Source organism: Rhodovulum kholense, assembly GCF_003053725.1.
In the GTDB taxonomy this organism is placed as follows: domain Bacteria; phylum Pseudomonadota; class Alphaproteobacteria; order Rhodobacterales; family Rhodobacteraceae; genus Rhodovulum; species Rhodovulum kholense.
Genome location: NZ_QAYC01000002.1, coordinates 33,392 through 46,523 on the forward strand (window position 1 = coordinate 33,392; position 13,132 = coordinate 46,523).

Consider the following 13,132-nt stretch of genomic DNA (forward strand, 5'->3'; position numbering starts at 1 on the left):
CACCTCGTTGAAACAAAAAAGACCTAACCCCGCGTGCGCGGCGACCAGGGCTTGTGCAGAACGCGCCTGCGCGCCTTGCCCGGACTTGGCTTCGCACTGATTGAACCGGCGACTGGCCGGATCGGTTCCCGGCGGTCTTTTCCGGCGTGCTCGGACCTCGCGCGCCTCACCCGGCCAGGACGCCCGCCAGCGAGTTCGGCGCGGTTCCGGTAATCGCCACCTCGGCGATCCGGCCCAGAAGCGCCTCGGGCGCCTCGACATGAACCGCCTGCAGGTGATCGGACTTGCCGACAAGCTGGCCCGGCATCCGCCCGGTCTTTTCGAACAGCACGCCGACCCGGCGCCCGACCATCGCCGCCTGCGCCGCCACCTGCTGGTCGGTCAACAGCGCCTGCAGCCGCAGCAGCCGGTCGGTCTTGACGTCCTCGTCGATCTGATCGCGCTCGGCCGCAGGGGTGCCGGGGCGGGGCGAATACTTGAAGGAATAGCACTGGCCGTAATTCACCGCGCGCACCAGCGCCAGCGTGTCCTCGAAATCGGCCTCGGTCTCGCCCGGGAAACCGACGATGAAATCGCCCGACATCAGGATGTCGGGACGGGCCGCGCGGACGCGCTCGACCAGGCGCAGGTAGTCCTCGGCCGTGTGCTTGCGGTTCATCGCCTTCAGCATCCGGTCGGACCCCGACTGCACCGGCAGATGCAGATAGGGCATCAGTTCGGGCACCTCGCCATGGGCGGCGATCAGGTCGTCCGACATGTCGTTCGGATGCGAGGTGGTATAGCGCAGGCGGTCGATCCCGTCGATCGCGGCCAGCTCGCGGATCAGCCGGGCCAGCCCCCAGTCCCCGTCGGGACCGGCGCCGTGATAGGCATTGACGTTCTGGCCCAGCAGGGTGATCTCGCGCACGCCCCGTTCCGCCAGATCGCGGGCCTCGGCCAGCACCTGCGCCGCCGGGCGCGAGGCCTCGGCGCCGCGCGTGTACGGCACCACGCAGAAGGCGCAGAACTTGTCGCAGCCCTCCTGCACGGTCAGGAAGGCGGTCGGGCCGCGCTGCGCCTTCGGCCGCCCGCCCAGCCGGACGAACTTGTCCTCCTCGGGGAAATCGGTGTCGAGCGCCTTCGCCCCCTGGCGCGCCCGCGCCTCGAGCTCGGGCAGGCGGTGATAGCTTTGCGGCCCCACCACCAGATCGACCAGCGGCTGGCGGCGCAGGATCTCCTCGCCCTCGGCCTGGGCGACGCAGCCCGCCACGCCGATCTTCAGGTCCGGGTTTTCCGCCTTCAGCGCCCGAAGCCGCCCGAGTTCGGAATAGACCTTCTCGGCCGCCTTTTCGCGGATATGGCAGGTGTTCAGCAGGATCAGGTCGGCGCCCTCGGCGCTGTCCGTCAGTTCATATCCCGACGGGCCCAGCGCCTCGGCCATCCGTTCGCTGTCATAGACGTTCATCTGACAGCCATAGGTCCGGATGAACAGCTTGCGGGTCGGAGGAGTGGGGGAGGTCATGCGCGCGTCCTTCCGGTCTGCGGACCGGTCTGCCGGGTCGGTTGCGCGCTGTCCTACACGAAACCGGGCTCGGGCCGCAACGCTTGCATCCCGCTTGCATATGGGCGCGCCCTGCCCGACCCTGCGCCCAAGGCCGAGGAGGACCGCCATGGCGGGGCAATATGCGGGGCTGGCACAGTTCCTGGGACGGGCGCGCGGCGCGCTCGGCCCGCGCCCGGTCGCGCTGATCTTCGTCGAGGACGAGATCGAGGTCGAAAGCACCGTCGACCATCTCGATGCACTGGGCTTCGGCACGCTGATCCTGTTCACGCCCGCGGGGCTGGATCTGGCGCCCGGTGCGGCAGAGCGGGTGCACCGCGTGACCTACGACACCCTGGCCGAGGGTGCCCTGCCCCGGGCAGTCAATGCGGTGATCGCCGCAGCACCCGGGGCCTGGCTGCATTACTGCTATAATGCCGAATACCTGTTCTTCCCCTTCTGCGAAAACCGCAGCATCGGCGAGATGCTGGCCTTCCATACCGAAGAGCGCCGCGAGGCGATGCTGACCTATGTGGTCGATCTCTATGCCGCCGATCTCGAGCAGTGCCCCAACGGGGTCTCGCGCGACGGCGCCATGCTGGACCGCACGGGCTATTTCGCCCAGCCCCGGACCGATCCTGCGACCGGCCGGGTGCTCGAGCGGCAACTCGACTTCTTCGGCGGGCTGCGCTGGCGGTTCGAGGAACACATCCCAGAGGACCGGCGGCGAATCGACCGGATCGGCCTGTTTCGCGCGCGGCCGGGGCTGCGGCTGCTTGACGGGCATCTTCTGAGCGAGCCCGAGATGAACACCTATGCCTGCCCCTGGCACAACAACCTGACGGCAGCGATCTGTTCGTTCCGGGCCGCCAAGGCGCTGCGCACCAATCCCGGCTCGCGGTTCGAGATCGAGCGATTCCGCTGGCCGATGTCGGACGCGTTTCGCTGGGAGTCCCAGCAACTGATGGATCTGGGGCTGATGGAACCCGGGCAGTGGTTCTGAGACCCGGTGGGCGCGCCCCCCGGGCAGCCGCAAAACAAAGAGCCCGGGAAAGACCCCTTTCCCGGACACCATATGTCCTTTTCGTCGCCGCTCCCTTGCGGAAGCGGCTTCGGGGTCAGATCCGCCGCAACCGGATCACGACGTCGATCTTCGAGATCTCGGCGCCTTCGGGGGCCTTGGGAAGCTTGGCGATTTCCAGCTCGCCCGCCGGGGCATCGCTCAGCCGGTGCTCGTCTTCCCAGAAGAAGTGCGGATGGTCGTCGACCCGGGTATCGAAATAGCTTTTCGTCCCGTCGACCATGACTTCCTGCATCAGGCCTGCATCGCAGAAGGCCCGAAGCGTGTTGTAAACCGTCGCCAGCGACACCTTCTCGCCGGTCGCGCAGGACGCCGCGTACAGCGTTTCCGCCGTGACGTGGCGGTTGTTGCCGTCGCCGATCAGCAGCGAGGCAAGGCTCACCCGCTGACGGGTCGGGCGCAGACCGGCCTTGGAAAGCCAGCGGCTGCCGCGCTCGATGGCGTCGGGATTATTGGGGTTTTCATTCAGCTGTGCCATGGGCGATATATGGTGCGATCAACCCTGTAATTCAAATGATTCTGATCTGCAGCGACGCTTTGGCGCGGCATCGGGGCACTATTGCCACTTCGCAAGGCGCGGTGATAGAGGGGGCGGGACGCGAAACAGGCCAATCCAAAGGGGGGGACGGGTCCCGTATGACCGATTTTCCGACGAGCTTCGACAAGGACGAGCTCCTGAAATGCGCGCGGGGAGAGCTGTTCGGCCCCGGCAACGCGCAGCTGCCGGAACCGCCCATGCTGATGATGGACCGCATCACCGACATCAGCGCCGAAGGCGGCGAGCACGGCAAGGGGCATGTCGTGGCAGAGTTCGATATCCATCCGGACCTGTGGTTCTTTTCGTGCCATTTCCCCGGCAACCCGATCATGCCGGGCTGCCTCGGGCTCGACGGGCTCTGGCAGCTGACCGGCTTCAATCTCGGCTGGCGCGGCTGGAAAGGCCGCGGCTATGCGCTGGGCGTGGGCGAGGTCAAGCTGACCGGCATGGTCCGCCCCGAGCGCAAGCTGATCCGCTATTTCGTCGATTTCACAAAGGCCATCCAGACCCGTCGGCTGACGATGGGTGTGGCCGATGGCAGGGTCGAGGCCGATGGCGAAACGATTTATCATGTCAAGGACATGAAGGTCGCTCTGTCTGAAAGCTGATCCATCTTAGAAAGGAGACCGCCATGCGCCGCGTCGTCATCACGGGCATGGGCATCATCTCGCCCATCGGCAATTCCACCGCCGAGGTCGAGGCGTCCCTGCGCGCCGGCCGCTCTGGCATCCGCTTCGAACCCGTCTATGCCGAAAACGGCTTCCGCAGCCAGGTCGCGGGCATCCCGCAGATCGATCTGGAAGCCTCGGTCGACAAGCGTCAGTTGCGCTTCATGGGCGCGGGCGCGGCCTACAACTTCCTTGCCATGGAACAGGCCATCGCCGATGCCGGGCTTGAACCGGACGAGGTGTCGAACCCGCGCACCGGGCTGATCATGGGCTCGGGCGGGCCGTCGACCGCGAATTTCTTCGTGGCCCACAAGACCGTCAAGGAAAAGGGCAGCCCCAAGCGGATGGGCCCGTTCATGGTCACCCGCTGCATGTCCTCTACCAACTCGGCCTGTCTCGCCACGCCCTTCAAGATCAAGGGCGTGAACTACTCGATCACCTCGGCCTGCTCGACCTCGGCGCATTGCATCGGCAATGGCACCGAGCTGATCCAGATGGGCAAGCAGGACGTGGTCTTCGCGGGCGGCGGCGAAGAGGTCGACTGGACGCTGTCCTGCCTCTTCGACGCGATGAACGCGATGTCGTCGAAATACAACGACACCCCAGAAACCGCCTCGCGCCCGTTCGACGCGACCCGCGACGGCTTCGTGATCGCCGGCGGCGGCGGGGTCGTGGTGCTGGAAGAGCTGGAACACGCCAAGGCCCGGGGCGCCACGATCTATGCCGAAGTGACCGGCTACGGCGCGACCTCGGACGGCTACGACATGGTCGCCCCCTCGGGCGAGGGCGGTGTGCGCTCGATGAAGCTGGCCCTGGAAACTCTGCCCGAAGGCCGCAGGATCGACTACATCAACGCCCACGGCACCTCGACCGTCGCGGGCGACATCGTCGAGGTCAAGGGCGTGCGCGAGGTCTTCGGCGAAAGCGGCGCGCCGCCTATCGGCTCGACCAAGTCGCTGACCGGGCACAGCCTGGGCGCGACCGGCGTCCATGAGGCGATCTATTCGCTGATCATGATGCAGAAAGGGTTCATGGCGGCTTCGGCGAATGTCACCGAACTCGACCCCGAAATCCGGCCGGGCGAGATCGTGACCGAGCTGCGCGACGGTATCGAGATCGACAGCGTGCTGTCGAACAGTTTCGGGTTCGGCGGCACCAACGCGACCCTGGTGATGAGCAAATATCACGGATGATCTTCAATGCCTGAGTTGATGAAAGGAAAGCGCGGCCTCGTCATGGGCGTCGCCAATGACCGGTCGATTGCCTGGGGCATTGCCAAGGCGATGGCCGACGAGGGGGCGGAACTGGCCTTCTCGCATCAGGGCGAGGCTTTCGGCAAGCGGGTCGAGCCGCTGGCCGAAAGCGTGGGGTCGAGCTTTCTGGTCGATGTCGACGTCAACGACGACGCCTCGCTCGATGCCGCCTTCGGCCGGATCGCCGAGGAATGGGGCAGCCTCGACTTTCTGGTCCATGCCATCGCCTATTCCGACAAGACCGAGCTGACCGGCCGGTTCATCAACACCTCGCGCGAGAACTTCAGGAACTCGCTGACGATCTCTTGCTATTCGCTGATCGAGGTGGCGCGGCGCGCCCGGCCGCTGATGCCCGAGGGCGGCACCATCCTGACGCTGACCTATCAGGGCTCGAACCGGGTCACGCCCTTCTACAACGTCATGGGCGTCGCCAAGGCGGCGCTGGAATCGACCGTGCGCTATCTGGCCAACGACCTCGGCCCCGAAGGCATCCGCGTGAACGCGATCTCTCCGGGCCCGATGAAGACCCTCGCCGGGGCCGCGATCTCGGGCGGGCGCAAGACTTTCCGCCATACCGAAATGAACGCGCCGCTCGGCCGGAACGCGACGCTGGACTGCATCGGCGGCACCGCCGTCTATCTGGCCTCGGACATGGGGGCCTGCACGACCGGCGAGATCGTCACCGTCGACGGCGGCTATCACGTCCTCGGCATGCCGCGGTTCGAGAACATCTAACGACGCATAGCCCTCTCCCCCGCCTTCGGGGGCACGGACCCGGGCCAGGCCCGGGTCTTCGCTTTTCAGGGGCCGTTCAGCCGATCGAGACCAGTTCGATCTCGAAGGTCAGGTCCTTGCCCGCCAGCGGGTGGTTGCCGTCCAGCACCACGGCCTCTTCGGTCACTTCGGCCACGGTCACCGGCAGCACCTCGCCCTCGGAGGTCTGCACGTTCAGCCGGGTGCCAACCTCCAGCGGCACCGTGTCCGGCACCTGCGCGCGCGGGATCGCCTGGGTGGCATCGGGATTATGTGCGCCATAGGCCTCGGCGCAGGGTATCTCGACGGTTTTCCTGTCGCCCTCGGACATGCCCGGCAGCGCGGCGTCGAGGCCGGGGATGATCTGCCCCGATCCGACGGTGAATTCGAGAGGGTCGCGGCCCTCGGAGCTGTCAAAGGTAGAACCATCGGCCAGGGTGCCGGTGTAATGGATACGGACCTTGTCACCCGTTTGAACCTGGGTCATGCACGGTTCCTTTCAGTGAGGCGGGTGGATTTGCAGAGGCCGCGCGCATCGCGCGGGTACTCCCGACGTGGCATAAGCCTAGACATTCGGTCCCAGATGTAAACCCTGTCGCCCGGACAATCCCCTCCCGGCTCAGCGCGTCGGCATGATCAGCCCGGTCGCCGCGCCGGTCGGGTCCAGAACGATGGCGATGCGTCCGATCCCGGGCACGTCGAAAGGTTCGCGCAGGACCGAGCCGCCCCGGCTGCGGGTTTCCTCCAGCGCCTTGTCCAGACGGTCGACCGCGAAATAGCTGAACCAGTCCGCGGGCGCGGTCTCCATGCCCGGCAGCATAGCCATGTCCATGACCCCCGCCACCGGCTTAGCGCCGCAATGGGCGACATGGTAGACCCCCGCCCCCATCGGCATCGGCTGGAAATGCCAGCCGCAGACCGCCTTGTAGTATTTCAGCGCGCCCGGAACGTCATGGGTCAGCAATTCGGTCCACCAGACCTTGCCGTGATTTTGCGACATCGTCCCCTCCTGCGACTGCCGCCCCCAACCTAGCCGGATTCGTGCAACAGCGGCATGGCGTAACCTTCCACCCGTCACATCGCTGTGCCAATCTCGCCCCGCGAGGGAGGACAAGATGCCGATCACCACCTGTATTTTCGACGCCTACGGGACGCTTTTCGACGTGGCCGCCGCCGCCCGCCGGGCCGCGGCAGAGCCCGACCATGCCGCTCTGGCCGAGAGGTGGCCGGCCCTGGCCGCCGCCTGGCGCGCCAGGCAGCTGCAATATACCTGGCTCCGGGCAATCACCGGGGCCCATGCCAATTTCGGGCAGGTCACCGGCGAGGCGCTCGACTGGGCGCTCGAGGCGCAGGGGCTGGCGGGCGATGCGGGGCTGCGCGCCCGGCTGATGGCGCTGTATCGCGAGCTTGACGCCTATCCCGAGGTCCCCGCCATGCTCGAGGCGCTCAAGCGCGCGGGCAAGGCGACGGCGATTCTGTCGAACGGCTCGCCCGACATGCTGACCGACGCGGTCGAGGCGGCCGGTATCGGCGCCCTGCTCGACGACCTGCTTTCTGTCGAAAGCGTCGGCGTCTACAAGCCCCATCCCTCGGTCTACGACCTCGTGGGCCGGCGCTTCGGCTGCGACCGCTCCGAGGTTCTGTTTGTCTCGTCGAACGGCTGGGACGCGGGCGCAGCTGCGGGCTACGGCTTCGTCTCCGCCTGGGTCAACCGCGCGGGCGACCCGGTCGACCGCCTGCCCTGGCGTCCAGCCCATGTGCTGACCGATCTTGCCGGAATTCCGCATCTGGCGGAGATGCTGGCATGATCCGGTTCGCGGCCGATGACGGCCGAATGCTGGCCTATGACGATTGCGGCAAAGGCACCGCGCTGCTTTGCCTCGCGGGGCTCACCCGCAACATGGACGATTTCGAACCGGTGGTCGACGCCTTCGCCGACCGCGCCCGGGTCATCCGGCTGGACACCCGCGGCCGCGGCGGGTCCGACCACGACCCGGATTTCATGAATTACAACCTGATCCGCGAGGGCCGCGACGCGCTGAACCTGCTGGACCATCTGGGGCTGCCGAAGGCCGCGATCCTCGGCACCTCGCGCGGCGGGCTGATCGCGATGATGCTGGCGGCCGGGCACAAGGACCGCCTGACGGGCATCTGCCTGAACGATATCGGCCCCCTGGTCGAACCGCGGGGTCTGGCCCATATCATGACCTATCTCGGTATTCCGCCGGACTATTCCGACTATGACGATGCCGCCCGGCGGCTTGAGGCCAGCATGAGCGACCGCTTTCCCGGCGTGACCCGCAACCAGTGGCGGAGCTATGCCCGGCGGCTCTGGCGGCAATCCGACCACGGGCTGGCGCTGCGCTACGACCCAGCGCTCCGCCATGCGGTGATGGAACAATCGGCAACCGACGCGCTGCCAGATCTCTGGCCGCTCTTCGACGCGCTTCAGGGCCTGCCGCTGGCGCTGATCCGCGGCGTGCATTCCGACATCCTGTCGCCCGAGACCGCAGCCGAGATGCGCCGCCGCCGCCCCGACATGATCTATGCCGAGATCCCCGACCGCGGGCATACGCCCTTTCTTGACGAACCCGACGCGGTGGCCGCCATCGCGATCCTCCTGGAGCGCATTTCGAAATGTCCATCGACCTGATCGACGCCGCAGCCGCCCGCCTGGCCGGCAGGGCGCGGCAGACACCGCTTCTGTCCTCGCCCTTTCTCGACGACCTCGCGGGGCGGCGCGTTCTGGTCAAGGCCGAGTGCCTGCAGCACACCGGCAGCTTCAAGTTCCGGGGCGGCTGGTCGGCGCTCTCGGCACTGACACCAGAGGCCCGCGCGCGCGGCGTGATCGCCTTTTCCTCGGGCAACCATGCCCAGGGCGTGGCGCTGGCCGCGCGGATGCTTGGCGCGGCCGCCGTCATCGTGATGCCTTCGGACGCGCCCGGCCCCAAGATCGCCAATACCCGCGCGCTCGGGGCCGAGGTCGTGACCTATGACCGCGCCACGGGCGATCGCGACGCCATCGGCGCCGAGATCGCAGAGGCACGCGGCCTGACGCTGGTCCGCCCCTTCGACGACGCCCAGGTGATCGCGGGCCAGGGCACCTGCGGGCTCGAGATCGCGGCCCAGGCCGCCGAGGCCGGGATCGACACCGCCGAGGTGCTGGTGCCCTGCGGTGGCGGCGGGCTGACCTCGGGCGTCGCGCTCGCGCTCGAGGCCCGGGCGCCGGGGCTGCGCGTCCGCCCGGTCGAGCCCGAGGGCTTCGACGATGCCACCCGCTCGCTGGTCTCCGGACGGATCGAGACCAACACCCGCCGCGCGGGCTCGCTGTGCGACGCGATCCAGACGCCCTCGCCGGGGGACCTGACCTTTCCCGTAATGTCCCGGCTTTGCGGCCCCGGGATCGTCGTCAGCGAGGACGAGGCTCTGCGCGCGATGGCCGCCGCTTTCGAGCGGCTGAAGATCGTGCTGGAACCGGGCGGCGCGGTGGCTCTGGCGGCCGCGCTCTATCATCCCGAGCACGTCGCGGGCGACGCGGTCATCGCCATCGCCTCGGGCGGCAATGTCTCGGCAGAAACCTTCCGCATGGCGCTCGACCGCTACGGGGATGCGCCATGACGACTTTCACGATTGCAACATTCAACGTCCAGAACCTGATCGGCCCGGACCGGGAATATTATCATTTTGAAAAATACAGTTCGGCCGAACATGCCTGGAAGCAGGACTGGCTGGCTGATCAGCTGACCCGGATGAATCCCGACATCGTGGGCTTTCAGGAGATCTTCGAGCCCGAGCCGCTGCAACAGGTGATCGCAATGGCCGATGCGCGCGGAGACCAGTCGAACGCGGCCGGGCAGCCGGGGGCCGCACCGGGACGGAAGGCGATCCACCGCAAGGAGCGCTATGACAGCTACGGCGAGACCGCGCTGGCCTTCGCCCCCAACATCGCCGATTCCGGCCCCGGCGAACGGCGGCCCGGCGTCGCGATCCTGTCGCGCTTCGGCTTTGCCGACCAGCCGCAGTCGATCCAGCTGCTCGATCCGCCCGTCGACGTGCCGTTCCATCATCTGGGCGGAGGCGACGCGGGCAGCTATCAGATCCGGCGGCTGACCCGTCCGATCCTCAAGGCCCGCATCCCGGTCGGCGATCATGTCGTAACCGTCTTCAACGCCCACCTGAAATCGCGGCTCGGGGAATTCGTGCGCCCCCATGGCGCGCGCTTCTCGCCCGAAATCGACCTCTTGAACTACGACCCGGCGGGCCGGGCGATGGGCGCGCTCCGCTCGGGTCTGCGGCGGATGTCCGAGGCCTGGGTGCTGCGGCGCCTCGTGCTGGACGAACTTGCGCTCGACCGGCCGGTGATCGTTATGGGCGATCTGAACGACGACGACCGGTCGGCCACCCATGAAATCATCTGCGGCGAACGGCCCCTGCCCGATTACAGCTGGATGCGACGGCCAAACCCGCACGGCCCCGACGACCGCTATACGAAAGCCGAGTCCGACCAGATCCGCGAGGCCATCGACCGCGTCCGCCTGCAGGCCGCGGCGCAGCTTTTCATGCGCCAGAGCCTGCGTGACATGGTCTATACCGCCTCCTTCGCCGGAGTCTATCAGGCGCTCGACGCGATCCTGCTGTCGCGCCATTTCGACCCGGACCGGGTCGACCGGATTGGCGAGATGATCCATTTCGGCGCCTATAACGACCATATCACCGACGGCGCCGACCCCCAGTCGCCCGCCGCCCGCATCGTTTCGGACCATGGCCAGGTGATGGCCCATATCCGGCTGCGCTGATTGACGCGTCTGGCGCGCTCGGCCATCCTGCGCCGCGAAGATCAGGGAGGACACCCCGTATGAAGATCGCCGATCTGGGCGACGTGGCGCTGCATTTCCGCGAAGATGGCGATCCCGACGGCCTGCCCGTGGTCTTTTCCAATCCGCTGGGCTGCGACCTGCGGGTCTGGGACGCGGTGGTGGCGCTGCTGCCGCCCGGGCTGCGCGCGATCCGCTACGACATGCGCGGCCACGGCCTGTCCTCCTGTCCGCCGGGCCCCTATGCGATGGGCGCCCTGGTGCGCGACGCCGAACGGCTGCTCGAATTTCTGGGGGTCCGCGATTGCGTCTTCGTCGGCCTGTCGATCGGCGGGATGATTGCCCAGGGACTGGCGGTCAAGCGGCTCGATCTGGTCCGCGCGATGGTGCTGTCGAACACCGCCGCCAAGATCGGGACGCCCGCGATCTGGCAGGACCGCATGGCGACGGTGCGCGCGGGCGGGATCGAGGCGCTGGCCGATGGCACGATGGAGCGATGGTTCTCGCGCCCCTTCCGCCAAAGCCCTGACTGCGCGATCTGGCGCAACATGCTGACCCGCCAGCCGGTCGAAGGCTATCTGGGCTGCTGCGCCGCAATCTCGGGCACCGATTTCTACACGCCGACGGCCAGCCTGACCCTGCCGACCCTTGCCATCGCCGGCAGCGAGGACGGCTCGACCCCGCCCGATCTGGTGCGAGAAACGGCAGCCCTGATCAAGGGCGCCCGGTTTCATCTGATCCGCGGCGCAGGCCATCTGCCCTGCGTCGATAAACCCGGCGATTATGCCGATGTCCTGACCACCTTCCTGAAAGACATCGGCCATGTTCCGGACTGAATCGGCACAGAAACAATGGTAAAATTCGAACCTCGCGCACTCGAAACAGGCCAAATTCTCGCGCCTGGAGAGCCCGGAAGTATCAAATTCGCACACCTGGCGCAGACCGGCCCGCATGACTGAGTTTCTACTGATCCACGGCTCCTGCCACGGGGCCTGGTGCTGGCGCGACGTGCTGCCCGCGCTTCACCATGCGGGGGCAAAGGCCCGGGCCATCGACCTGCCCTCGCATGGCACCGACCCGACGCCGCTGGCCGATGTCACGCTCGATCTTTATGCCGAAGCGATCCTTGGTGCCATCGACGAACCGGTGATCCTTGTCGGCCATTCGATGGCGGGTTTCCCGATTTCGGCCGCCGCCGAGAAGGCGCCCGGGAAGATCAGGGCGCTGGTCTATGTCTGCGCCTATGCCCCGGTCGCGGGCCTCTCGCTGGTCGACATGCGCCGCGCCGCGCCGCGTCAGCCGCTGCTCGACGCTATCGTCAAATCCAAGGACGGGGTTTCGTTCAGCTTCGATCCAGAGAAGGTGCGCGACAAGCTCTTTCACGATTGCTCGGACGAGGCCGTGGCCTTCGCCAAGGCCCGGCTCGGGCCTCAGCCGATCCTGCCCCAGGCCACGCCAATCACGCTTGGCAACCGCTATCGCTCTGTTCCCAAACGCTATATCCGTTGCCTGCAGGACCGCGCCATTCCCGCCGAATATCAGGCGACCATGACCGCGGACTGGCCTGCGGACCGGATCGATACGCTGGACTGTTCGCATTCGCCCTTCCTGGCGGCCCCCGAGGCTCTGGCGGGCCTTCTGTTGCGCGCCGCCGGATGACCCGTCCCTGTATCCTCTGCGCAGCGATCACGGGCTCGGTCGCGCGGAAGGAAGACAATCCGGCGGTGCCGATCACCGTGGCCGAGCAGGTCGAAAGCCTGCAGGACTGCTTCGAGGCCGGGGCCGCCATCGCCCATTGCCATGTCCGGAACGACGACCAGAGCCCAAGCGCCGACCCCGAGACATTCGCCCGCCTGATGGAGGGCATCCGCAAGCACTGTCCCGGCATGATCGTACAAGTCTCGACCGGTGGCCGGTCGGGCGTCGGCGCGGTCCGGGGCGGAATGCTGCCGCTCTGCCCCGACATGGCTTCGCTGGCGGTCGGGTCCAACAATTTTCCGACACGGGTTTACGAGAATCCGCCCGATCTGGTCGACTGGCTGGCCTCGGAAATGCAGAAATACGATGTGAAGCCCGAAATCGAGGCCTTCGACCTCAGCCATATCTTTCAGGCGGTGACGATGGCCCGGGACGGCCGCCTGAAGGCACCGCTTTACGTACAGTTCGTGATGGGCGTGAAGAACGCGATGCCCGCCGACCGGCCGAGTTTCGAATTCTATGTCCAGACGCTGAAGCGCATCGCCCCCGATGCCGAATGGTGCGGCGCGGGGATCGGACGGCACCAGATCGAGGTCAATGAGTGGTCCATGGCGCTCGGCGGCCATACCCGCACCGGGCTCGAGGACAATGTCCGGCTCGACCGCGACAGGCTGGCGCCCTCGAACGCCGCCTTGGTGCGGCGCGCGGCCGAGCTTTGCGCGCGGTACGAACGCCCGGTGGCCAGCCCCGCCGAAGCCCGCGCGATCCTCACACTGGCACCCGCCCCCGCGAACGGGGTTTGAACCGG

General features: G+C 67.1%; 15 protein-coding genes. 11 read left to right on the forward strand and 4 right to left on the reverse strand.

The features are described 5' to 3' along the window. Window positions 1–166: 166 nt before the first annotated feature. Window positions 167–1,501 (reverse strand): tRNA (N6-isopentenyl adenosine(37)-C2)-methylthiotransferase MiaB, encoded by a 1,335-nt coding sequence (miaB, locus tag C8N38_RS02930; RefSeq protein ID WP_108023793.1) that lies wholly within the window; start codon window positions 1,499–1,501, stop codon window positions 167–169. Between the two features lie 148 nt (window positions 1,502–1,649). Between miaB and C8N38_RS02935 the strand changes: the two genes are divergently transcribed. After that, window positions 1,650–2,522 (forward strand): hypothetical protein, encoded by an 873-nt coding sequence (locus C8N38_RS02935; RefSeq protein ID WP_245895493.1) that lies wholly within the window; start codon window positions 1,650–1,652, stop codon window positions 2,520–2,522. A gap of 115 nt (window positions 2,523–2,637) precedes the next feature. Here the strand turns inward: C8N38_RS02935 and irr are convergent, their stop codons facing one another. Further along, entirely contained in the window at window positions 2,638–3,078 is a 441-nt protein-coding gene (gene irr, locus C8N38_RS02940) for a Fur family transcriptional regulator Irr (protein ID WP_108023795.1), read from the reverse strand. A gap of 158 nt (window positions 3,079–3,236) precedes the next feature. Here irr and fabA point away from each other — a divergent pair, with 158 nt between their 5' ends. From fabA to C8N38_RS02955, 3 genes are read left to right on the forward strand one after another with little or no spacing between them, the layout of a single operon-like run. Then, a complete protein-coding gene (gene fabA / locus C8N38_RS02945; RefSeq protein WP_108023796.1) occupies window positions 3,237–3,746 on the forward strand; it encodes a bifunctional 3-hydroxydecanoyl-ACP dehydratase/trans-2-decenoyl-ACP isomerase in 510 nt (169 codons plus the stop codon). A gap of 23 nt (window positions 3,747–3,769) precedes the next feature. Beyond that, window positions 3,770–4,999: a beta-ketoacyl-ACP synthase I gene (gene fabB, locus C8N38_RS02950; protein ID WP_108023798.1), complete on the forward strand. Its 1,230-nt coding sequence runs from the start codon at window positions 3,770–3,772 to the stop codon at window positions 4,997–4,999. 6 nt (window positions 5,000–5,005) lie between these two features. Then, a complete protein-coding gene (locus C8N38_RS02955; RefSeq protein WP_108023800.1) occupies window positions 5,006–5,794 on the forward strand; it encodes an enoyl-ACP reductase FabI in 789 nt (262 codons plus the stop codon). Window positions 5,795–5,870: 76 nt separating this feature from the next. Here C8N38_RS02955 and C8N38_RS02960 read toward each other — a convergent pair whose 3' ends face one another. Together C8N38_RS02960 and C8N38_RS02965 are read right to left on the reverse strand one after the other, a co-directional pair. Then, window positions 5,871–6,299, reverse strand: coding sequence for an FKBP-type peptidyl-prolyl cis-trans isomerase (locus C8N38_RS02960; protein ID WP_108023802.1), 429 nt, complete (start codon window positions 6,297–6,299; stop codon window positions 5,871–5,873). A 132-nt stretch (window positions 6,300–6,431) separates the two neighbouring features. Then, window positions 6,432–6,812 carry a VOC family protein gene (locus C8N38_RS02965; RefSeq protein ID WP_108023804.1) on the reverse strand — a complete coding sequence of 127 codons (381 nt, stop codon included), beginning with the start codon at window positions 6,810–6,812 and terminating at the stop codon, window positions 6,432–6,434. Between the two features lie 115 nt (window positions 6,813–6,927). On the opposite strand from C8N38_RS02965, the gene C8N38_RS02970 reads away from it, so the two are divergent. The 7 genes from C8N38_RS02970 (at window position 6,928) to C8N38_RS03000 (ending at window position 13,127) form a co-directional block, all read left to right on the forward strand. Beyond that, a complete protein-coding gene (locus tag C8N38_RS02970; protein WP_108023806.1) occupies window positions 6,928–7,620 on the forward strand; it encodes a haloacid dehalogenase type II in 693 nt (230 codons plus the stop codon). Continuing rightward, complete coding sequence (locus C8N38_RS02975) at window positions 7,617–8,465, forward strand: alpha/beta fold hydrolase (protein WP_108023808.1); 849 nt, start codon at window positions 7,617–7,619, stop codon at window positions 8,463–8,465. The genes C8N38_RS02970 and C8N38_RS02975 overlap by 4 nt, the downstream gene beginning before the upstream one ends. Then, complete coding sequence (locus tag C8N38_RS02980; protein WP_108023810.1) at window positions 8,450–9,430, forward strand: threonine ammonia-lyase; 981 nt, start codon at window positions 8,450–8,452, stop codon at window positions 9,428–9,430. The genes C8N38_RS02975 and C8N38_RS02980 overlap by 16 nt, the downstream gene beginning before the upstream one ends. Further along, window positions 9,427–10,608: an endonuclease/exonuclease/phosphatase family protein gene (locus tag C8N38_RS02985; protein WP_108023812.1), complete on the forward strand. Its 1,182-nt coding sequence runs from the start codon at window positions 9,427–9,429 to the stop codon at window positions 10,606–10,608. The genes C8N38_RS02980 and C8N38_RS02985 overlap by 4 nt, the downstream gene beginning before the upstream one ends. A gap of 59 nt (window positions 10,609–10,667) precedes the next feature. Then, entirely contained in the window at window positions 10,668–11,462 is a 795-nt protein-coding gene (pcaD, locus tag C8N38_RS02990) for a 3-oxoadipate enol-lactonase (protein WP_108023814.1), read from the forward strand. 115 nt (window positions 11,463–11,577) lie between these two features. Then, the gene (locus C8N38_RS02995) at window positions 11,578–12,285 is read left to right on the forward strand and encodes an alpha/beta fold hydrolase (RefSeq protein ID WP_108023816.1); all 708 of its coding nucleotides are present in this window, start codon (window positions 11,578–11,580) and stop codon (window positions 12,283–12,285) included. Further along, the gene (locus tag C8N38_RS03000) at window positions 12,282–13,127 is read left to right on the forward strand and encodes a 3-oxoadipate:acetyl-CoA acetyltransferase (protein ID WP_108023818.1); all 846 of its coding nucleotides are present in this window, start codon (window positions 12,282–12,284) and stop codon (window positions 13,125–13,127) included. The genes C8N38_RS02995 and C8N38_RS03000 overlap by 4 nt, the downstream gene beginning before the upstream one ends. Window positions 13,128–13,132: the final 5 nt, after the last annotated feature.